The 21737-nt window shown below is 44.0% G+C and carries 19 protein-coding genes and 1 pseudogene; 9 read left to right on the top strand and 11 right to left on the bottom strand.

The window, feature by feature from the left end:
* Nucleotides 1–200 (top strand): annotated as a pseudogene (locus tag AAFP14_RS25845) (photosystem II q(b) protein); the annotation flags it as partial.
* 280 nt (nucleotides 201–480) lie between these two features.
* On the opposite strand, the gene AAFP14_RS25840 reads toward AAFP14_RS25845, so the two are convergent.
* Nucleotides 481–1365, bottom strand: a complete 885-nt coding sequence (locus AAFP14_RS25840; protein ID WP_341735037.1) for a DUF6671 family protein — start codon at nucleotides 1363–1365, stop codon at nucleotides 481–483.
* A gap of 3 nt (nucleotides 1366–1368) precedes the next feature.
* Nucleotides 1369–1761: a DMT family transporter gene (locus tag AAFP14_RS25835; protein ID WP_341735036.1), complete on the bottom strand. Its 393-nt coding sequence runs from the start codon at nucleotides 1759–1761 to the stop codon at nucleotides 1369–1371.
* Nucleotides 1762–1918: 157 nt separating this feature from the next.
* On the opposite strand from AAFP14_RS25835, the gene AAFP14_RS25830 reads away from it, so the two are divergent.
* Nucleotides 1919–3097, top strand: a complete 1179-nt coding sequence (locus tag AAFP14_RS25830) for a glycosyltransferase family 2 protein (protein WP_341735035.1) — start codon at nucleotides 1919–1921, stop codon at nucleotides 3095–3097.
* A gap of 155 nt (nucleotides 3098–3252) precedes the next feature.
* On the opposite strand, the gene thiO is transcribed toward AAFP14_RS25830, so the two are convergent.
* Entirely contained in the window at nucleotides 3253–4341 is a 1089-nt protein-coding gene (gene thiO / locus AAFP14_RS25825; RefSeq protein ID WP_341735034.1) for a glycine oxidase ThiO, read from the bottom strand.
* A 150-nt stretch (nucleotides 4342–4491) separates the two neighbouring features.
* Nucleotides 4492–4830: a 2Fe-2S iron-sulfur cluster-binding protein gene (locus AAFP14_RS25820; RefSeq protein ID WP_341735033.1), complete on the bottom strand. Its 339-nt coding sequence runs from the start codon at nucleotides 4828–4830 to the stop codon at nucleotides 4492–4494.
* Between the two features lie 117 nt (nucleotides 4831–4947).
* On the opposite strand from AAFP14_RS25820, the gene cimA reads away from it, so the two are divergent.
* Nucleotides 4948–6561 carry a citramalate synthase gene (gene cimA / locus AAFP14_RS25815; RefSeq protein WP_341735032.1) on the top strand — a complete coding sequence of 538 codons (1614 nt, stop codon included), beginning with the start codon at nucleotides 4948–4950 and terminating at the stop codon, nucleotides 6559–6561.
* A 129-nt stretch (nucleotides 6562–6690) separates the two neighbouring features.
* Here cimA and AAFP14_RS25810 read toward each other — a convergent pair whose 3' ends face one another.
* The 4 genes from AAFP14_RS25810 to AAFP14_RS25795 all read right to left on the bottom strand — a co-directional run bounded on the left by AAFP14_RS25810 (nucleotide 6691) and on the right by AAFP14_RS25795 (nucleotide 9903).
* On the bottom strand, nucleotides 6691–8841 hold the full coding sequence (locus AAFP14_RS25810; RefSeq protein WP_341735031.1) for a peptidase domain-containing ABC transporter: 2151 nt from the start codon (nucleotides 8839–8841) through the stop codon (nucleotides 6691–6693).
* A 186-nt stretch (nucleotides 8842–9027) separates the two neighbouring features.
* Nucleotides 9028–9186: a hypothetical protein gene (locus tag AAFP14_RS25805; protein WP_341735030.1), complete on the bottom strand. Its 159-nt coding sequence runs from the start codon at nucleotides 9184–9186 to the stop codon at nucleotides 9028–9030.
* A gap of 123 nt (nucleotides 9187–9309) precedes the next feature.
* On the bottom strand, nucleotides 9310–9519 hold the full coding sequence (locus tag AAFP14_RS25800; RefSeq protein WP_341735029.1) for a hypothetical protein: 210 nt from the start codon (nucleotides 9517–9519) through the stop codon (nucleotides 9310–9312).
* Between the two features lie 156 nt (nucleotides 9520–9675).
* Entirely contained in the window at nucleotides 9676–9903 is a 228-nt protein-coding gene (locus tag AAFP14_RS25795) for a secretion protein HlyD (RefSeq protein WP_341735028.1), read from the bottom strand.
* Between the two features lie 566 nt (nucleotides 9904–10469).
* On the opposite strand from AAFP14_RS25795, the gene AAFP14_RS25790 reads away from it, so the two are divergent.
* Nucleotides 10470–11579: an HlyD family secretion protein gene (locus AAFP14_RS25790; protein WP_341735027.1), complete on the top strand. Its 1110-nt coding sequence runs from the start codon at nucleotides 10470–10472 to the stop codon at nucleotides 11577–11579.
* 165 nt (nucleotides 11580–11744) lie between these two features.
* Here the strand turns inward: AAFP14_RS25790 and AAFP14_RS25785 are convergent, their stop codons facing one another.
* Nucleotides 11745–11996: a hypothetical protein gene (locus tag AAFP14_RS25785; protein ID WP_341735026.1), complete on the bottom strand. Its 252-nt coding sequence runs from the start codon at nucleotides 11994–11996 to the stop codon at nucleotides 11745–11747.
* A gap of 369 nt (nucleotides 11997–12365) precedes the next feature.
* Here AAFP14_RS25785 and AAFP14_RS25780 point away from each other — a divergent pair, with 369 nt between their 5' ends.
* The 5 genes from AAFP14_RS25780 to AAFP14_RS25760 all read left to right on the top strand — a co-directional run bounded on the left by AAFP14_RS25780 (nucleotide 12366) and on the right by AAFP14_RS25760 (nucleotide 19972).
* Entirely contained in the window at nucleotides 12366–15839 is a 3474-nt protein-coding gene (locus AAFP14_RS25780; protein WP_341735025.1) for a CHAT domain-containing protein, read from the top strand.
* A 196-nt stretch (nucleotides 15840–16035) separates the two neighbouring features.
* The gene (locus AAFP14_RS25775) at nucleotides 16036–16353 is read left to right on the top strand and encodes a hypothetical protein (protein WP_341735024.1); all 318 of its coding nucleotides are present in this window, start codon (nucleotides 16036–16038) and stop codon (nucleotides 16351–16353) included.
* 16 nt (nucleotides 16354–16369) lie between these two features.
* Complete coding sequence (locus AAFP14_RS25770) at nucleotides 16370–17773, top strand: ABC transporter permease family protein (protein WP_341735023.1); 1404 nt, start codon at nucleotides 16370–16372, stop codon at nucleotides 17771–17773.
* Nucleotides 17774–17907: 134 nt separating this feature from the next.
* Nucleotides 17908–18918 carry a tryptophan--tRNA ligase gene (trpS, locus tag AAFP14_RS25765; RefSeq protein WP_341735022.1) on the top strand — a complete coding sequence of 337 codons (1011 nt, stop codon included), beginning with the start codon at nucleotides 17908–17910 and terminating at the stop codon, nucleotides 18916–18918.
* A 163-nt stretch (nucleotides 18919–19081) separates the two neighbouring features.
* Nucleotides 19082–19972, top strand: coding sequence for a methylenetetrahydrofolate reductase (locus AAFP14_RS25760; protein ID WP_341735021.1), 891 nt, complete (start codon nucleotides 19082–19084; stop codon nucleotides 19970–19972).
* A gap of 273 nt (nucleotides 19973–20245) precedes the next feature.
* Here the strand turns inward: AAFP14_RS25760 and ureG are convergent, their stop codons facing one another.
* Both ureG and AAFP14_RS25750 read right to left on the bottom strand, forming a co-directional pair.
* Entirely contained in the window at nucleotides 20246–20842 is a 597-nt protein-coding gene (gene ureG / locus AAFP14_RS25755; protein ID WP_341735020.1) for an urease accessory protein UreG, read from the bottom strand.
* A gap of 30 nt (nucleotides 20843–20872) precedes the next feature.
* Nucleotides 20873–21562 (bottom strand): urease accessory protein UreF, encoded by a 690-nt coding sequence (locus tag AAFP14_RS25750; RefSeq protein ID WP_341735019.1) that lies wholly within the window; start codon nucleotides 21560–21562, stop codon nucleotides 20873–20875.
* Between the last annotated feature and the right edge of the window lie 175 nt (nucleotides 21563–21737).

Here is a 21737-nt window from a genome sequence, read left to right as displayed (position 1 = left end):
TCAACTTGAACGGTTTCAACTTCAACCAATCGATTATCGACTCTCAAGGTCGTGTAATCAATACATGGGCTGATGTGATCAACCGCGCTAACTTGGGTATGGAAGTAATGCACGAGCGCAACGCTCATAACTTCCCACTCGACTTGGCTGCTGGCGAAACAACTCCAGTTGCTTTGGTTGCTCCTTCCATCAACGGTTAATTTTTAACTTGAGATAAACAAAAAGCGCTCCTAGAAATAGGGGCGCTTTTTGTTTGGTCTTTTTTTAAATCATCAGTTATATAAAATCCTCTCTTCATCGTCCTGTATTAAACTCTCTCTTCTCTTGCTTCGCGTACTACCCTACGGGAACCCCTGCGGGGAACGCGCCTTCGCGGTTAAATCACCTGACGATACAACCGGAATTGATATTAACAGTCAAAAATCATGTCTGAGTGCAGCCCGAATTCATATTATTTCTGAGGTTAAACATCTGGTTTGTTCAGGGGTTACAATATTGGCACTGGGCGGGATCGGCAGTTTCTCTGCCCTCTGGAAATAGTTTTTCTTGACGATAACCGCAAGCTTTGCATTGATAAATTGTCGATCGCACTAGCTGAGTCGGAAAATAGCACAGCCCGCAGGGCAACCCTATTTTATTTTCGACACAATCAAATCCCGGCCAACCGCACTCCGGGCAGAATTGGTAAAATTTTTTGACTAAATCAAGAGTTGCCAGGGCGATATTTTGCATTCGAGTTGGATTGTACATCGCCCGCATATCTGTTTCGACATGAACTTTACCACTGGCTGATTTGTTGATACCAGTGCTAACAGCATCAACCAAATCTTTTTCTGTAACTATTCCCTTGACAATTTCGCCATTACCTGTGTCCACATCACCAGTTACAACCACCAGAGCGTGTTCGGGAAATCCTACTTTGTCAGCAAAAACTTGCGCTTCTTCTACACTGGAAACTAACTGATGACTGTAGTTAGTTTCCACTGATAAAGATTCGCCAATCAGTTCCAGATTGTGTTCTGTATCTAATAAAATCACAATTTCTCGATTAGCAGGCAGATAGGGCATTGCCGGATGAGGGCCGAAGCTACCTTCGCTGGCGAAAGCAAGAGTTTCCCCGGCAATATCCAGAGCAGTTGCTGCTTTTAATCGCACCGCTTCTATTTGAGTTCCTAAGCGTTTAACTTCTCTGGTAAAAGTGCCAAAGGAGTCAGTGTCTAAATCCGCAGGTACGAGGATTTTGACGCCTAATTCCCGCTCCAAAATCGGAGCCATCACCCGTTCTTTTTGGTGCATGGTGGCCAGAATTGCCCTGCGATCGCGCAATAATACATCTATATTCACAGCAGCCCCAAAATTAGACATAGACTAACTTCCTCCTGTCGCCCCTCCAGCTTGACCTCGGAGTACAAAAATTACTCCCGTCATAATTAACCCCATACCTACTAATCGCAACGGTGGTAAAGGCTCGTTAAAGATAATTTTCCCTCCTAAGACAGTAAACAAGTAGCTAATTGACAGTAAAGGCGAGACTATGCTAAGGTTGGCGCGAGAAAGTACCACAATAAACCCTATAGAAGAAACTGCATACAAAGTCAGACCGGCTACTATCAGAGGCTGAGTAGCCATTGCTAGGATTTTTTCAACTAAATTAGCAGCACCAATAGGCCCTAATATTTTAGCTCCAGCTTTCAGGCTAAATTGACCAACAACGCCACACAAAATAGCAGCAAGCAAAACCAGAAAAACGCTTCTATTCATGAATTTCCCCACCTATAATACAGCGCAATAATTGTATGAAAAAACATCCTTAACAGATTTTATTAAGTTGTTTTTAATTGGGTTGCCAACCCATAATTTAAGCAGAGATACGGGAAAAATAAGTATTATCACTCGCGAGCAAGAGTGAAACAAACATATGGCAGAGCAGACCAAGGCAACCGGGGAATACACTCTCGAATTATCGATACTCATGCCCTGCCTGAACGAAGCAGAAACACTAGAAATCTGCATACAGAAGGCACACAAGTCTCTGGGTGAACTCAATATTGCTGGCGAGGTAATCATAGCAGACAACGGCAGCACTGACGGCTCTCAAGAAATCGCCACCAAAATGGGAGCCAGAGTGATCCCAGTACCAGCCAAAGGCTACGGTAGCGCCCTCATGGGAGGGATCGTCGCAGCACGCGGAGTCTATATCATTATGGGCGATGCTGACGACAGTTACGACTTTTCCAACCTCGGCGCTTTTGTCGAAAAATTGCGAGGTGGCTGGGATTTAGTCATGGGAAACCGCTTTCAAGGGGGCATCAAACCGGGTGCAATGCCACCGCTGCACAAATACTTAGGAAATCCGGTGCTGACGTGGGTTGGGCGGCTATTTTTTTCAAGTCCCGCCGGCGACTTTCACTGTGGGCTGCGGGGTTTCAGAAGAGATGCAATTTTAAAGCTGGATTTGCAAACAACAGGGATGGAATTTGCTAGTGAAATGGTAGTTAAAGCCTCTCTGTACAAACTACGAATCGCTGAAGTTCCCACCGTACTCTCTCCCGACGGCCGCAGCCGTCCGCCACATCTGCGAACTTGGCGAGATGGCTGGCGACACCTGCGATTTTTGCTGCTTTACAGTCCCCGCTGGCTGTTTTTGTATCCGGGTGTAGCGCTGATGATTTGGGGTTTAATTGTGGGCATCTGGCTATTACCTGGTACTCAAAAGATTGGCCGTGTTAGCTTTGATGTGCACACTCTGCTTTATGCTGCGATCGCAATTATCATTGGTTTTCAAGCAGTAACATTTGCTTTATTCACCAAAGTTTTCGCCATCAGCGAGAAACTACTGCCTCCAGACCCCAAACTCAATAAAATATTTCGCTATGTCACCCTAGAGACAGGATTGATTGTCGGAGTCGCCCTCATATTAATTGGAATAGTTGGCTCGATATTATCGTTAACTATCTGGAGTGAAACTGCTTTTGGCATCCTTAACCCTTCCAAAACTTTGCGTTTGGTGATTCCGTCGCTGACTTGCCTGACTGTAGGTTTGCAGATGGTTTTATCGAGCTTTTTCCTCAGCGTACTAGGTTTAAAGCGTAGGTGATAAAATCTAACTTACTGCTAATATTTTTACTAAAGCTGATGTCATATCGTTTGCGGTTGGATCGGATTTTTTTTACCACAGAGAACACAGAGGACACAGAGGGAGAGAGTAGAGAGATGAATAATTTAGAGGCTAGGGGATTTGATATTAATAATCTAATTTTTCCTAAACCTGGAATAATGAAAAGCAGTTAGCAACGGGTCAGACTTCCCATTTTCAATGAAGTCAGCCAACAATTTCGCGGTAACAGGAGCTAACAAAATACCATTGCGATAATGCCCCGTCGCTAGGGTTAAATTTTCCCAAGCACTAGCACCTAAAATTGGCAATTCATCAGGGGTAGCTGGCCGAAAACCCCACCAAAACTCCAGAATCGGATAATTTTGTAATTCTGAATATAACTTAATAGCTCCGGCTAGCAAATTTTTAATTCCGGTCGGCGTATTTCCTGGAGTAAAATCTACATTTTCGCTAGTCGCGCCAATAATAATCCTACCATCTTGACGTGGCACAATATAAATCCCTGTTCCGAATAAAACTGTTTGCAGCGGCTGAACCACATCGTAAGTTTCCGGGACGCACACAGAAAGCATTTGCCCCTTTCTGGGATAAACAGGTATATTTAATAATGTCTCAGACCAAGCACCTGTTGCCAATACATAACGGTCAGCTTTTAATTTTTTCGCTGTTGTTTCCACACCAACAACTCTATTTTGTTCCCGAATAATTTCGACAGAATTGTCTTGAATAACTTCGATTCCTAATTTTTTAGTCGTAAATTGAAGCGTCCTAAACAAAGCGCGGTTATCAACTTGAGCATCGTCAGGATACCACCAACCGCCAACTACTTCTTCACCCAATCCCCACTGGTGTTGGCGAATAGTATCTGCATCCAGCCATTGAGCATTCAGATTTGGTAAATATGACTTGTCTTCCCAATCACCTTGACAAACTGGTGCGAGGATTCCCGATCGCCAATATCCCGTTTTCAATCCGGTAATCTCTTCTAGCCGATCGACCCACGTAGAATACAAGGCGCGACTTTGCAAACACAAATCCAGCATCGGACTGGGAGGGATTTTTTCCGCTTGAGGTGCCAGCATTCCCGCTGCGGCGCGTGCGGCTGCTTGTTTGAAATCTCGATCGACTACACTCACAGATGCCCCTCGCAATTTCAGTTCAACTGCTAGGGAAAGACCGATAATTCCGCCACCAATAATCAGAATATCTTGAGATACATTCATGGAATTTTCTCTGGACTTTTTTGCCCTTTTGACCTCATTCAACGTACAACCATCTTGTTTCAGAACCCCGACTTCGCAGAAATTGTCAGGGCTCTGGGTATTTTATCTTTTTAGGTGTCCTTCACTTATCTGCGTTGTTTAATCCACAATCTAGGCGGTTGGTTTCCAGACTGTTTCAGAGCCTTGACCCCAAAAACCGTCATATTTTGTTACTTTAATATCCCCTAAAACTTGAGTTTGGCAAGACAGACGGCGGTTGGATGTGGGAGAATGGGGAGGGAGGGAAAGTCTGGTTTTTTCGCGCCACTGGGGTTCGGAAACTTCCCCCTCGATGGTGACGGCACAGGTGCCACAAGTACCGAGACCGTGACAATTGATGATTTTGGCATTGCCGTTGTAGAGATCGATGCCGTTCTCGAGCAAAACTTCACGGAGATTGGCTCCCCGATCGCACTCAAAAGTTTTTCCTTGTGCTTGTACTTTAACCACAGCAATTCACCCCAATTAGATGTATGTTAATTTTCCTATATATTATCGCATTTATTTCCCAGAATTTCATCTAATATGATAATTCATATATTACCAAATTGAAATTTCTAATTCCCCATGACAAATCGGCTCTGGATCTACGATACCACGCTGCGAGACGGTGCCCAGTGCGAGGGACTCTCCCTATCTCTGGAAGACAAACTACAAATTGCTCGTCAGTTAGACAGTTTAGGAATTCCTTTTATTGAAGGTGGTTGGCCAGGGGCTAATCCTAAAGACGTACAATTTTTTTGGAGACTGAAAGAACAGCCTTTAACTCAAGCAGAAGTTGTGGCTTTTTGTTCGACTAGGAGACCGGGAAGGGCTGCGGCTAATGATGAAATGTTGCAGGCTATTTTGTCGGCTGGTACTCGGTGGGTAACACTGTTTGGCAAGTCTTGGGATTTGCACGTCATTGAAGGGTTGAAGACGACACTAGATGAAAATTTGGCGATGATTGCAGATACGATTGAATATTTGCGGAGTCAGGGAAGGCGGGTTATTTATGATGCTGAACACTGGTTTGATGGCTATAAACACAATCGAGATTATGCTATTCAAACATTGAGGGCGGCGGCACAAGCTGGTGCTGAATGGCTGGTGCTTTGCGATACCAACGGCGGCACTTTGCCTCACGAAATTAGTCAGGTTGTGCGAGAGGTTTCAGAGGTTTTAGGGGTCGATTCAAACTCGTCTTTACAGTTAGGAATTCACACTCATAATGATTCGGGGGTTGCGGTGGCTAATGCTTTGGCTGCTGTCCAAGAAGGAGTGAAGATGGTACAGGGAACTATTAATGGCTATGGCGAACGCTGTGGTAATGCTAATTTGTGTTCTTTGATTCCTAATTTTCAGCTTAAGTTGGGTTATGATTGTATTCAAGATGAGCAATTAATCAAATTAACTCAAGTTAGTCGATCGGTCAGCGAAATAGTAAATTTGGCTCCCGATGACCACGCTCCTTTTGTGGGGCTTTCAGCCTTTGCTCACAAGGGTGGTATTCACGTATCCGCGGTGGAAAAAAATCCGCTAACTTACGAACATTTAGAACCGGAAAAGATTGGCAACTGTCGCCGCATTGTGATTTCAGATCAAGCTGGTTTGAGCAATGTTTTGGCCAAGGCTAAAACGTTTGGGATTGAACTCGATCGCCAAGATCCTGCTTGTCGCCAAATTCTGGAAAGATTGAAAAAATTGGAAAGTCAGGGCTATCAATTTGAGGCTGCTGAGGCGAGTTTTGAATTGTTAATGCGAGAAGCTTTGGGAAATCGTCAGCCATGGTTTACAATTCAGGGATTTCAAGTTCACTGCGATAAAGTAGGCGAAAATTGTGCGGCTTTAGCGACGGTGAAATTGTCGGTAAATGGCACAAATATTTTGGAAGCGGCGGAAGGAAACGGCCCGGTTTCAGCTTTGGATACGGCTTTGCGGAAAGCTTTGGTTAATTTCTATCCGGCGATCGCACATTTTTACCTAACAGACTACAAGGTGCGGATTCTCGACGGTGGCGCGGGAACTTCTGCTAAAACTCGCGTGTTGGTTGAGTTTAGTAATGGTCAAGATCGCTGGACGACGGTTGGGGTTTCTGGTAATATTTTGGATGCTTCTTGTCAGGCGGTGGTTGAAGGTTTGGAGTATGGTTTGGTATTAGAAAATCAAGAGGCGATCGCCCTAGTGTGCAGAGTGCATTAATCGAGCAAAAAAAGTAACAATTGCCCCCCTTACTATGTTTTGTCAGGTGCGTCGCTACCAGAAAATTGATTTTACTGACAGATGATTGATGGCGACGCACCTGACAACGGTTGCTGCTTTATAACTGACTCAAGGATGCAAAAACTCTAAATGATCTCCTGGGATCGATCGCAATCTGGCAGCAGATCCTTGCACTTTCAACTTCCCCCGTTCTAACATAATAATCCAATCAGCGCGATCGATCACTCTCGGCCTGTGACTGATAAAAATCGTAGTTTTTCCGTGTCGGTACATCAACAACTGTTCTAAAACTTCCGCTTCACTGGCGGGGTCTAATCCGGCGGTAGATTCGTCTAAAATCAATACGGGTGGATTGTTGAGAATTGCACGGGCGATCGCCAATCTTTGTCTTTGTCCACCAGAAATATTCGCTCCAAATTCCCCTAACACCGTTTGGTATTTATCTGGTAATTGGCTGATAAATTCATCCGCCCCAGCAATTTTACAAGCTTTAACAATTTGTTCAAAACTAATTTCTGGATAGCCCAAACGGAAATTTTCTAGAATCGATCGACTCCAAAAATGTGCTTCTTGAGGAACCAAAACTACCTGCTGTCTGAGACTGTCAAGAGACAAATCCTGTAAATTATAATCACCAATTCTAATATTACCAGATTGCAGCGGATACAAACCAGCAATTACTTTAGCTAGGGTACTCTTGCCACAGCCGGAATAGCCAATTAAAGCGATGGATTGACCACCAGGAAACGTGACCGAAAAATTTTCGAGCAAATCCAGTCTACCTGGATAGTGAAACTTAACATTCTTACAAACAATATCGTCCCGGTTTTGAATTTGTACAAAAGGTTTATTCCGATCGCTTTTGCTTTCCGGTTCAGCGTCAATCACCTCTGACAGCCGCTGAGTTGCTGTCTGGACGCGAGTCATTTCGTCACTAAATCCTACCACTGAATTTACCAAATTAGTCACATTTTGATTCATGCTAATAAAAGCTAGTAATTGACCGATACTCAAGACTTTTTCAATTACTAAGCCACTCCCCAGCCACAGGATAGTAATGCTTCCAGCGGAGGCAACTAAACCAGAAAATATATTATTTAATATCCCAATTTGGGTAGTCCGAAAAGTAAGATTAGCTAAGCGACCAAAGCGTCTTTGCAATTCTTCCCAAAGTTGTTGACTGCTGCTAGTAGTTTTGACGGTCAACGCCCCTTTAAAAGTTTCTACCAACATCCCTTGTGTTTCGGATTCTAATACCAGTAAGTTGCGTGTTTTTTGCTGCAATGCGGGCAGAAATATTATAGTAGAAGCAGTCATCAAACACGCAATGAGTGTAGCGGCTAGTGTTAGTTGTTTGCTATAAAAAAGCATGAAGCTAAAAGAAACTATCGCTATAAAAAATTGACTGGGTAAGCTGATGGCTACTTGAGAAACTAATTGATTTATTTCTTGAATATCTTTTAATCTACCTATGACTTCGCCACTGCGTCTACTTTCGTAAAAGCTCAGAGGTAAACGCAGTAGTTTGCGCCCGAATTCCATCACGAATCCCAATTCTAAGCGCTGGGAAAACTGAGCAATTAAGTTGGACTGCACGAGTCCTAAACTGCTGCTAAATAGGTTCATAACTATAACGGCGATCGCCACACTAGCCAAAAGTTGCGTATCGCCTCGCACCAAAATATCATCCGTGAGAATTTGCACGAGAAAAGGCGAAGAAATTGACAGCAAACCTAAGACTATATTTAGCAAAAATGCTTCCATCAAAATCTGGCGGTAAATCCCAATGCGTCGCATCCATCTTTGTAGAGAACTTGCGGATGCTTGACTCTCTCCTTGGGCAAAAAACCGCTCTGGATCTGGTTCCACCAGCAAGCACAACCAATCTGTCCAAGCCGTGGCTAATTCCTCTTTGGAAACATAGCGAATGCCGACTCCTGGATCGGCGATCGCATATTTTTTGCCCTGCTTTCCATACAAAACTACCCAGTGATAACCTTTCCAGTGAATAATAGCAGGTAGAGGGGCATCATCCAGCTTGTCTAAAATCGCAGATGCTGCTCGTACCGATCGAGCATTAAAGCCGATCGCCTCAGCTCCTTGTTTTAACCCCAGTAAAGTCGTCCCTTGTTGACTGGTACCGACGAATTCTCGCAAACGACTAATAGTCAAATTTTGACCATAAAATTTAGCGATGGAAGCCAAGCAAGCAGCTCCGCAATCTTCTTCACTATGCTGAAGAACAACCTGATATTTCATAAAGTATTAACTTTTTCGGAGATGGTATTCTCTGGAAAATAACAATATATATTGACAATTTATTGTCATCAACAGAGCCTAAAACAGATTACACATCGCCGGATAGTCAATCAGAAAAAAGCACCCATAATGTTATGGGTACTTCCTCGATTCACAGTTATAAAGCTGAATTAACCGACTTCACATTTACCAGTAGCGAACTACTGCTGTGAAAGTACCGTTACGATTACGGCGGTATACAATACGACGACGGGGACGGTAACAGCCATAGTAACCACCGTTGACACTAGCAGATTCTTCAGCAGTGATTTCAGTAAACAGTGAGCTCTCTTTAGTTGCTTGCATGATAAACTCCTTTTAAGCTGATAAAGTTGGACAATAACTAGAAATTTCAGCTAAATTCTAAAGCATCGTTTAAATGGCAATTTCTGAATTTTTCACCAAAATTTCTGAGGTTTTCACAGTCAGTTACCAGTCGTAGTAGCGACGATGGGACACGTTGTGTACGTAGCCATGAACTGGGCGACCATCGAAGTAGGGATTGTAGCTGTAGTTATCGCAGTTGCTACGACGGCTGACATAACGATAACGATGAGCCCCGTTGACACTGGCAGATGCTTCTGGGGTGATGTCAGTAAACAGTGAGCTGTCTAGTGAGGTGTCTTTAGTTTCTTTCATGATAGACTCCGTTTTATGCGCTCAAATTGGACACAAGGTAGAAACTTGATAAACTTTCTAGCTTGGTTTAAATACCGATCTATGTTTCTTAAAAGCCGATGAATCTCCGGAATATTACGGATAAATTTTTCCAAATAAGCCCCTAGACTTATTTTTCTAAACCACGATGGTTTTATACGGACGCTGCCGACTAGGGTCGTACATATAAAGTTGACTGATATCTGGTACAAACAACAAGGTATTGATATCATCAGCATTGCTATTGCTGGCATCGCTATTAATGTCGATATCGCTGACACCGCTGCTTCTATTCCCACCGCTGACAGTAGCAGATTCGGCATCTGTTAGTTCGGTAAATAGTGAGTGTTGTTGATTTTCAAACATGAGGAACTCCTTGGAAATTTAATTAATCAAAAATTTGCAGTCAAGACTTTTTCGTCCCTCTGTCTCAGAGAGATCGATTTCAAGTCAAAGATTCGGTGAGATATTCAATACTTACGTGTACTCAAAATAGAACCCGGTTTTTTACCAGTCTCGATCGGGAAGCTAAGTTGGGATGCTCATTCAGGGAATCTGTGCGGATTTTTGGCTGTAGCCTACGAATTTTGATTGAGACTTCTAAATGTATCTGGGCTATCCGGAAAGTTAAAAATAAATGCGCTCAAAGAAATAAGGATGTTTAGAGTTATACCATTTTCATCAAGTCCTACTACAGATGTAGTTCTTAGCCCCCCCTTAATAAGGGGGGGTTGGGGGGGTAGATATGTAGCGCTACTTTATGAAATTGGTATTAGCCACCCTGTGGAATTTTTAGAGCAACCCGAACCGTGGTTGGGACATGATTAATTGCTGAAATCGTTAGGGCTAATTAGGCGATCGCATAAATTTCTTCCATATTCCATCTTCGATCTTCCATCTTCCATCTTCCCTCTTCTTACCCTGTTGTCGCCATGTCTCCTCTTCCCGAATCCCCATCCGTTGAAACCTTTGAGAACGACCAATTTTTGCCCCCTGTCAGCCGCTGGACAAGTTGGGGAGGAATTTTGATGGTGGCTACCTTTGGAGGTGCGATCGCCCTGGCTAGCGTCACCAAATACAGTGCTACAGTCAAAGCAGATGCGATCGTCCGCCCCGCCGGAGAAGTGCGCGTTGTACAAGCGACAACAGAGGGCACCGTCGAAAGCATTGCGGTTACTGAAAATCAGGTGGTGAAACAAGGAGATGCGATCGCCGTTGTGGACGCATCCCGGTTAGATAGTCAAAAAAAGCAATTCCAAGAAACTGTCACTCAGTCTCAGACAGCAGCCGATGAAATCAATCGCCAATTGCGGGAATTGGAGAATCAAATTTTAGCTAGTGCCCAATTTCAGAGTATCCAAAATGAAAGTTCCGCAGCAGATAAATTAGTGGAATCAGCTCTGGTAAAATTAGCAACATCCCTGCCCGATGTAGCTGAACGATTAGGCAGAAGTCGGCGGGTTTTGCTGGTGAAGCGCTCCTCAATTCAACAGCAATTGATTCAAGCTCAAAAAGAACTAAATCAAGTTGAATTAAAACTCAAATATAGCGTTATCAAATCCCCAGCAGACGGTACAATTCTCAAAGTAGAATTACAACATCCTGGCCAAACTGTGCAAGCCGGAAGTGCGATCGCCCAAATCGTCCCCAGCGACGTACCCTTGATAGTCAAAGCCAAAGTAACCTCCCAAGACATCGCCCGCATCCAAATCGGCCAACCCGTGCAGATGAGGATTTCCGCGTTACCCTTCCCCGACTACGGAACACTGAAAGGAACAGTAAGCGCGATCGCCCCAGATGCGATCGCCTCTCAAAATTCCAATAATAATTTAGGTACAGCTTATTACGAAGTTGCCATTCAGCCGGAAAAAACTTATTTAACCAAAATCGATAGGGATGACTCCTTGGGAAGCCAGCAAGCTAAAGTCGATCGCCAGTATTCAATTCAGTCAGGAATGGAGGGTAGAGCCGACATTATCACCGGTCAAGAAACTGTATTAACATTTGTTTTGCGAAAAGCAAGGTTAATGACAGATTTGTAATTAGTCATTAGTTATTTTGATCCGGCGGTTTAAACCGCACACTCTTCAACCCGCGAAGGCGGGTTTTGTTTGACAAGACGCGGTTTCAACCGCCGAGTCAAATTACTTGTTCTCTTCCATGAACTGGGTTAAGATTGACAAAATAAATTTTCCCTCGCTGAATGCTCATAGTGCTTCTAAACCATCCATTTCTGCCACAATAAACTCTTGATTGATAGCAGCAATCTCAACTTGAATATCTGGATCTTTGGCCATCTCTGCTATCTCTGCTTCCAGGTATTTAGCATTAGCGAGTTTATTAGCTATGTAAGTTTTCTCCCGCACTCGGCAAGCGATACGTTCCAGCAGCCAAAGTTGTTCTTCTATCGACAGGGAACTAATAGAACGTTCAATCTCTACTAAAGTTTGTGAAATCATTTTAGTTTCCTCTTATTTTTTGCCCATCGCAAATTATCGAGATTTTTTTGAATGAGACCGGGCCCATTCCGAATAGATTCATTATGGCGATCGCTTACTTATCTTGTATCTATATTATAGCGATCCTAAATGATTCGCAAAATTTGTAGGGGTAGTGCCCCCGTGCCTACCCCTGATCTATCCGGGCAACCACGGGGGGTTTGCCCCTACAATAATTACGCAAATGATTTAGGATTGCTATATACGACATAGTTGCCTAGCAGCTTATGACGCACACTCCAACGACTCCAGACGATTCAGCAAGTCGGGTTTCCCCCTTGTTTTTCCCCGGCAAAGAATGTAAAATTCTAAAAACATGGGTTGTCAGCAATGAACGAAGCGCGCCGCCAAGCTTATCAAAATCTGATTCATTCTCTCCTCACCTGTCCCAGCGAGGAAGAAATCGAGATTCTGCAAGCTAACCTAGAATTAGTAGATGATGGTTTTGCTCAATATTTGCGAGAGTGGGCAACTGAAAGTCTGGCAACTTTGGATGCAGAAGAAGCATACAATCTTGCAAATATTTTATACGGCTTGAATATTAGCTTTTCTAACCTACGGCAAGGCAGTCGGGCAAATAATTTAGAGGTGGCGATTGCTTGTCTGGAGACTGGATTAACTATTGTTACTCGCGAAGCTTACTCAGAAAAGTGGGCAAGGAGTCAAAATAGTTTGGGAGTTGCCTACTACAACAGAATCAGAGGGGGAAAAGCCGAGAATCTGGAACGGGCGATCGCAGCTTATCTGGCATCATTAGAAATTCACACCCGCGAGGCATTTTCCTTTTGTTGGGCAAGGAGTCAAAATAATTTGGGGATGGCTTACCTCTACAGAATCAGAGGGGAAAAAGCCCAGAATCTGGAATTGGCGATCGCAGCTTGTGAGGCATCCTTGGAAGTTTACACCCGCGACGCATTTCCCTTTGAATGGGCAGCGTGTCAAAATAATTTGGCGAATGCCTACCTCTACAGAATCAGAGGGGAAAAAGCCGATAATCTGGAATTGGCGATCGCAGCTTTTGAGGCATCCTTGGAAGTTTACACCCGCGACGCATTTCCCTTTGAATGGGCAACGTGTCAAAATAATTTGGCGAATGCCTACCTCTACAGAATCAGAGGGGAAAAAGCCGATAATCTGGAATTGGCGATCGCAGCTTTTGAGGCATCCTTGGAAGTTTACACCCCCGACGCATTTCCCTTTGAATGGGCAACGTGTCAAAATAATTTGGGGATGGCTTACCTCTACAGAATCAGAGGGGAAAAAGCGGAGAATCTGGAATTGGCGATCGCAGCTTTTGAGGCATCCTTGTCAGTTTACTCTCGCGACGCATTTCCCTTTGAATGGGCAACGTGTCAAAATAATTTGGCGAGTGCCTACCAAAACAGAATCAGAGGGGAAAAAGCCGAGAATTTGGAATTGGCGATCGCAGCTTTTGAGGCATCCTTGGAAGTTTACACCCCCGACGCATTTCCCTTTGAATGGGCAAGGAGTCAAAATAATTTGGGGATGGCTTACCTCTACAGAATCAGAGGGGAAAAAGCCGAGAATCTGGAATTGGCGATCGCAGCTTATGAGGCATCCTTGGAAATTCGCACCCGCGACGCATTTCGCGAAGACTGGGCGGCCAGTAAAAATAATCTGGGGGTTGCGTACCGAAACAGAATCAGAGGGGAAAAAGCCCAGAATCTGGAATTGGCGATCGCAGCTTTGGAGGCATCATTAGAAATTTGCACCCGCGACGCATTTCCCGAAGACTGGGCAAGGAGTCAAAATAATTTGGCGGGTGCGTACTACAGCAGAATCAGAGGGGAAAAAGCCCAGAATCTGGAATTGGCGATCGCAGCTTTTGAGGCATCCTTGGAAGTTTACACCCGCGACGCATTTCCCTTTGAATGGGCAGCGTGTCAAAATAATTTGGCGAATGCGTACCTCTACAGAATCAGAGGGGAAAAAGCCCAGAATCTGGAATTGGCGATCGCAGCTTTTGAGGCATCCTTGAAAATTCGCACCCGCGACGCATTTCCTATAGAGAATGCTAACACCTCATATAATCTCGGAGTTGCCTACCAGAAAAATTCCCAACTCCCAGAAGCTTACAATACCTTTAACTCTGCCATCGAGACAGTCGAATTAATGCGGAGTGAAATCATTATCGGCGGCGAAGCAGACAGACAGAAATTAGCTGAAGAATGGAATATACTTTATCAGTCAATGGTAGAAGTTTGCCTAGCAATGGAAAACTCCACTGCCGCCCTAGAATACGTCGAACGCAGCAAAACCAGAAACCTAGTAGAATTGTTTCACAAAGCCCGCAGCCTCCCCAGCCAAGTACAGCGGATTAGTTTTGCAGAAATTCGCAGCCTGTTAGCTGAAAACGAAGCAATTTTAGAATGGTACATTACCTACAACGACTTTAAATTTTTCATTGTCACCCGCGACTCTCCTCAACCGGATATCTGGCAATCTTCCTATCAAGACTTGCAAGCATTACAAGAGTTACAACAGGAATATCTCGATGACATCAAAGACGAGGAAAAATACGACAACTGGAAAAACCAACTAGACAGCCGCCTGAAAAAATTAGCCGAGATTCTGCACATCGACGAAATAATTTCTCGCCTCCCCGAAAACTGCCAAAAACTAATCTTAGTTCCCTTCCGATACCTGCACCTATTCCCCCTACACGCCCTCACCAGCAGCCGACAAAAAGCCGACAAAACCGTAGAAACTGGATGTCTTCTCGAACTTTTCCCAGGCGGCGTGAGATACACACCCAGTTGCCAACTTTTGCAATTATCTCAGCGGGAAAATCTGACGGCGGAAGACACATCACCCAGCAAATTTTTTGCCATCCAAAACCCCACAGAAGATTTAGACTTCACCGACATCGAAGTCGAAGCCATTGCCAAATCCTTCAATCCCGCCGAAATATTGAGTCGGCAAAACGCCAGCAAAGCAGGATTGCAACAACAAATTGCCAGCTTGCAAAATGCCGATATCGCCCACTTTTCCTGTCACGGCTTCTTCGACTTTCTCAATCCCGAAAAATCCGCATTAATCCTAGCCGGCGCAAAAGTAACCCCCCTTAATCCCCCCTTGGTAAGGGGGGAGACAGGAGAAGAAACTCCCCCTCTTCGTAGGGGCGGTGCCCCCGTGCCCGCCCCAGTCTTTGAAACGCATACAAAATCCTTGATGAAGAGGGTAGGCACGGGGGCACTACCCCTACAAAACGATGATTTGTCTGAGAATGAAACAGCCCTGGGCGGTGCCCCCGTGCCCGCCCAGCCTGGGGTTCCCTCCGAGGAAAAGCGTTATATTCGTTCCCGCCGAGGCGAAACCTACGACATCGTAGAATGTTTGACACTGACAGAAATCTTTGATTTGGAGTTAAGTAAGTGCCGTTTAGTAGCCCTTTCTGCCTGTGAAACTGGGTTAACCGATGCCAGGAATACCACAGATGAATATATCGGATTGACTAGCGGTTTTTTCTATGCTGGGGCGACGAGTATTCTCAGCACTTTGTGGGCTGTCAATGATGTATCTACAGCGATTTTAACCATCAAATTTTACGAACTTTTTCGTGGGGAAACTCGGCCTGCTGTGGCTGTAGCTTTGCGGGAGTCTCAGTTGTGGCTGCGGAGTTTGACTGTCAAAGGTTTGCTAGAATGGGTGGAAGCGTCGCAGTTGCTGAGTCGCGAACATAAACAGAAAATTCAAGACAGATACAGGCGCGGTTACAAACAGGATTATCAACCTTATGAGTCTCCCGTATACTGGGCGGCTTTCTGTGCAGTTGGGCAATAAGGGTTGGTATCAGAAACCGGGTTTCTTCCGAGATTTTCTGTGACCATTGAGATTTATCAGAGAAACCCGGTTTCTTTGACCTTAATAAGGGTTGGTATCAGAAACCGGGTTTCTTCCGAGATTTTCTGTGACCATTGAGATTTATGATAGAAGCCCGGTTTCTTTGACCTTAGTATAATCAACGGAGGAATTAGCAATGACAGATGAAGAATTTATTTCTGGTTTCCTAGCAGTCTTTGAAACTAAACCCGAAGTCTTTGAACAAGCCGGGGCGGTTGACGATTTAGCAAATCTCAGCAAGATCATATCCCAGATGGCAGATAAATCGAACAAAGAAGTAGCTGATGCCATTGGTGCTTGGTGTGAAAACTATCCTAAAATAACAGATGAAATTAATAAATTTGACAGAAAGCTAAAACCAGACCGCACCAAAAAAGAAGGACAAGAACCAAAACTAGCAAACCGCTATCCAGAGTTACCCGAAAACCTGAGAAAACACCGCCCCAATTCCTAGCCACCGCCCCAATAACATGAGTGACAAAATTTCTGCCCCCAATGTCTATTTATACGCTTTCCAACTGCAAAATGACAGTAAGGGCAGCAATAATCCTCTGTGGAAACACTGCGACAAAATCCTCGCCAACTTCACCAATAAAAAGCTAACACCAAATCTAGTTTTCCCACCAAATTCTCACACCTACCGCGAGGATTTACTGCCAACTGTTGTACTCGAATTTAACGAAAATCAGCCCATAGAAGGTTTTGCCCAACCGCTACAAATTCAGGACAGCTATGCTTTCTGCTTAAATATAGGTTGCCCGGAAGACGGCACCGCTGATAATGTAGATATTGATTTGATCGAGCAATTCAACCCAAATCGAGCCTTACTCATCAACGGCGACGACAACTTTTTAGGTCAAACTCTCCTACTCACCGCATGGCTTCCCGCAAACTCACCAGATAATTTAGATTCCCTCAAACCCCTAGCCGATAAATGTCGCGATGCCTTATTTCACAGCGACTCGCCACCTGTATTTTACCGATCGAGTAAACTGTTCGGTAGTCCGATTTTTGAATACGGTGCAATTAGCGATACCGCCAATTACCGCCACCTGCTTGTCTGGCTGCTTTCCGACAAACAAACCGATGAAAATTTTAACAAGTGCCAAGAAGAAATACTCAACCTACTATTTCACCGCCACAAAGTCATCAAAGCTTTTCAAGACAGCCGCCTGATTTACGACGAACTCGATCGCGAATACCGCATTATTGAGAAAAACATGGAGATATTGCAGGCTCAATTTTCCAGAGGAACTGTATTAACTCCCACCCAATTGCAGGAATTTCAGGAACAGTTAAAGCAACTCTTCAGCAAAGCAGTAACTTATACTCGCCTGCTGCGGAAACTCGAAGATTATGACAATACAATTGTCCTAAATCTTAACAATTACATTGACATTTTGCAAACAATTTGTGATATACTAGGAATCGATAAGGAAGAACTATCTATATTAAATCACTTCAGTAGAAAAAGTGCTCTTTATATGCGATCGCAAATAGCAGGCGACTTAGGATATTTCCGCCACGGCACAAACTTAATCGAACAGGCGATCGCCTCAATTCGCGGCATAGTAGAAATAGAACAAGCCAGGAGCGATCGCACCAACCAACTCGCACTCCGCAAGAGCGAACTAGGAGAGAAAAATCGGGACGATCGACTACAAAGCACAGTACAGGCGATCGGTGTCGGTTTAGCCGCCGGAGGAATTGCAGCATCCAGCGGCACAGACAAAGTATTCGAGACAGTCCAAAACTATAAAATTCCAATTTTAATGCAGTTGCATCCCTTTCTATTTTCCTTTGCCTTGAGTTTTGCGATCGCCCTTTTCGCAGCCAGCATCACTTGGTGGCGCACTAAACCGAAAAAGATTTGACAGTAGACAGTTGACAGCGAGCTTTTTAAGGCTGAGATTTAGATCGTTTGCGGTCGATCGAATTTAACAAAGGGGATCGGAAATTAAAATAACGTGTCAATATAGAAATGTGACTTCAATTCTCTTCTTTCCTCATGAGCAAACAGCGCGTTCTTTCAGGAGTTCAGCCAACAGGCAATCTACACCTCGGCAATTATCTCGGTGCCATTCGCAACTGGGTAGAAATTCAAAGTCAGTACGAAAATTACTTTTGCGTAGTCGATTTGCACGCCATTACCGCACCGCATAATCCCGCAACTCTAGCTAATGACAGCTACACCATCGCAGCTCTTTATTTAGCTTGTGGCATCGATTTGGAATATTCTACTATTTTCATACAATCCCACGTTCCTGCTCATACAGAACTAGCATGGCTGCTTAACTGCATTACGCCAATTAACTGGCTAGAAGATATGATTCAGTTTAAAGAAAAAGCAGTTAAACAAGGAGAAAATGTTAACGCAGGCTTGCTGAATTATCCCGTATTGATGGCCGCAGATATCTTGCTTTACGACGCAGATCAAGTGCCAGTGGGAGAAGACCAAAAACAACATTTGGAGCTCACCCGCGATCTGGTTATTAGATTAAATCACCAATTTGGCACACCGGAAAAACCTGTATTGAAACTTCCCAAACCGTTAATTCGGACTGACGGCGCGAGGGTGATGAGCTTGACAGACGGCAATCGTAAAATGTCTAAATCAGACCCTTCCGAACTGAGTCGAATTAATTTATTAGATTCGCCAGAAACAATTACCAAAAAAATTAAGCGGTGCAAAACAGATGCGGTGCGAGGTTTGACCTTTGATGACCCCGATCGCCCCGAAGCTCGAAATTTGCTGACGCTTTATCTCCTGCTTTCTGGGAAATCTAAGGAAGAAGTAGCAGCGGAGTGTGAAAATATGGGTTGGGGAGATTTTAAGCCCCTATTGACAGAAACCACAATTAATGCACTTAAACCTATTCAGGATAAATACAAAGAAATAATGGACGATCGGGGATATTTGGAGTCGGTGCTACGTCGTGGAAAGGAACAAGCAGAAGCTATTGCCAACCAAACTCTGACCAAGGTTAAAACAGCTTTCGGTTATTCTTTACCAAATTAGTTGTTAGTCATTAGTCATTAGTCATTAGTCATTAGTTATTGGTTATTGGTTATTAGTTGTTGGTTGTTGAAAATAACAAATAATCAACAACCAACTGCCAACTGCCAACTGCCAACTGCCAACTGCCAACTGCCAACTGTCAACCGTCAACTGTCAACAAATAATGAATCGTTTTCGCACTGCTTGCACCACCCCCGGAGAATTTATAATTACCGCCGAAGTTGCCCCTCCCAAAGGTGGTAATATGACTCATACGCTAGCAATGGCTGAAATTCTTAAAAACCGAGTTCACGCCATTAATATCACCGATGGCAGTCGCGCAGTGTTGCGAATGTCTCCCTTAGCGGTATCAGTAATTTTATTGCAGCACGGCATTGAGCCGATTTGTCAAGTTGCTTGTCGCGATCGCAATCAAATTGGTTTACAAGCCGATTTGATGGGAGCACAGGCTTTAGGTATTCGCAATATATTAGCACTAACAGGCGATCCAGTCAAAGCCGGAGACCATCCAAAAGCTAAAAGCGTATTTGATTTTGAAGCAGTGCGCCTGCTCCAAGCTATTCAAAAAATGAACAGCGGCAAAGACTGGAATGACAAACCTTTAACAGATGGAGTTACTGATTTATTTGCAGGTGCTGCTGTCGATCCGCAATGCCCCAGTTGGTCAGGTTTACAAAGTCGCTTTGAGAAAAAATTAGAAGCAGGAGCCCAGTTTTTTCAAAGTCAATTAATCACAGATTTTGAAACTTTAGATAAGTTTATGCACCACATTGCTGCGGGTTCTAACAAACCAGTTTTAGCAGGAATTTTTCTGTTTAAATCCGCTAAAAATGCTGAATTTATCAAAAAGAATGTGCCGGGAGTTCACATACCACAAGAGACGATCGATCGTTTGGCAAAAGCTCCAGAACCCTTACAGGAAGGCATAAAAATTGCCGCCGAACAAGTTAAGCTAGCGCGACAAATTTGTCAAGGAGTTCACATGATGGCTGTCAAGCGGGAAGATTTAATTCCTCAAATTTTAGATTTGGCAGGAATCAAACCCATGAACTAACATTAAATCCTAGGGGCGGGTTGTATAAATTATCCATGTTTAAAACTAATGATTTAGTAAACCCGCTTTTCCCCGCTGTAGATAATCCAACAACTTCTGAGTTATACCATTTCTCTAAAATCGTGCAACAATCTTTGACCCCCCTAACCCCCCCCTTATAAAGGGGAGGGACAAGACTACTGTTGCATTCTTTTTTAAAATTGGTATTATATTAATCAACTACCTTTAAAAATGCTCCCTTCGACTCATTAGATATCTAATTTCAATAGAATTCTAGACTAGATGGTAGCGGATAAAATTAACTACCGATTCTAATCCTTCCTGGCTTTTCAAATTAGTAAAAACAAAAGGTTTTTCCCCACGCATTTTTTGAGTATCCCGTTCCATCACTCCTAAATCTGCTCCCACATAGGGTGCGAGGTCTGTTTTATTAATTACCAGCAAATCGGATTTAGTAATTCCTGGTCCTCCTTTGCGGGGAATTTTGTCTCCCGCAGCCACATCGATTACGTAAATTGTCAAATCTACTAACTCTGGGCTAAAAGTTGCCGCTAAGTTATCGCCCCCACTTTCGACAAAGATTAAATCTAAGTCAGTGAATTTGTATTCCAATTGTTCAATAGCCACTAAATTGATCGAAGCATCTTCCCGAATAGCCGTGTGGGGACAGCCTCCGGTTTCTACGCCCAAAATTCGATCGCTATCCAAAGCTTGACTCCGCACCAAAAACTGTGCATCTTCCTGAGTATAGATATCATTAGTCACCACAGCCATCTTGTAGTGCTGACGGAGGGATTTGCACAAAGCATCAAGTAAAGCTGTTTTTCCCGAACCAACAGGGCCGGCAATTCCAACACGAAAAGCACTCATAGGGATTTGAGATTTGAGATTGTCTGATTTTTAACTGCGAAATAATCGAGTATATTGAGTTTCGTGGGCCATACTAGCTAGGGCCAATCCCCAACTACAACTACCAAGGTCGTCATCTTCTAATTTTAAAACTTCTTGGGCAGTAAAGCTAATTTGCGAGTGCAAATCTAACAATAATTGTTGACCGGCTGTTTGACCAAGGGGAATCAATTTGACGCCCGCACTCGCCAAGTTTGTCGCCCAACTGTACAAATATCCTAACACGGCTGCTTCTTCTTCAATTTGCCAGCAAGCGCAAGCAATGCTAAAGGCGATGGCAAAATTGCACTGATTACCCTCCGATGCCACGAATTCTGGTACTATTTTCGTTAATCCATCCGGTGTGGGCGATCGCAAATCCAGCAATAACCGCATCAAAGTCCGTCCCATTTGCCAACTTTGCGATCGCAATTCTTCAGTTTCCTTAGTCGCCGTCGCCCACCCATTCCAATAACTCAAACCTGTTAAATCCCCTTTCTTCGTCGCTCTCAAACCCCGTACCGCCAGCGCAGCCTCTACTCGAATCGCCCCGAATTGCAGGGAGTCTTGCAACCAATTTCTCAAGCTAACTTCGCTATCGATCTCACCTGTTTCTACTAAAATTTCGAGTCCTTCAGAATAACTATAAGCTCCCACAGGTGCAAAAGCTAGCTGCAATAAACATAAAAGTTGACTGTTCACTATTGATTGTTCTCTATTCGCTTCTTTCTTGTTCAACCAATGAAAGTAATGTTTGACACTCCCCGGCCTTGAAGGCGCGGGGATTCTTGGATCAATCAGTCGATTTGCTCGTTGATGCTGCCATCAAAGAGTAGAGATCGGTCTGTCCCCAAGCGTTGATTTCGGTGTGCCCCAC

It is taken from the genome of Microcoleus sp. EPA2, from assembly GCA_020882975.1.
GTDB lineage: Bacteria > Cyanobacteriota > Cyanobacteriia > Cyanobacteriales > Microcoleaceae > Microcoleus.
Note: the sequence above shows the minus strand (reverse complement) of the source record. Positions and strands in the feature narration are given on the sequence as shown.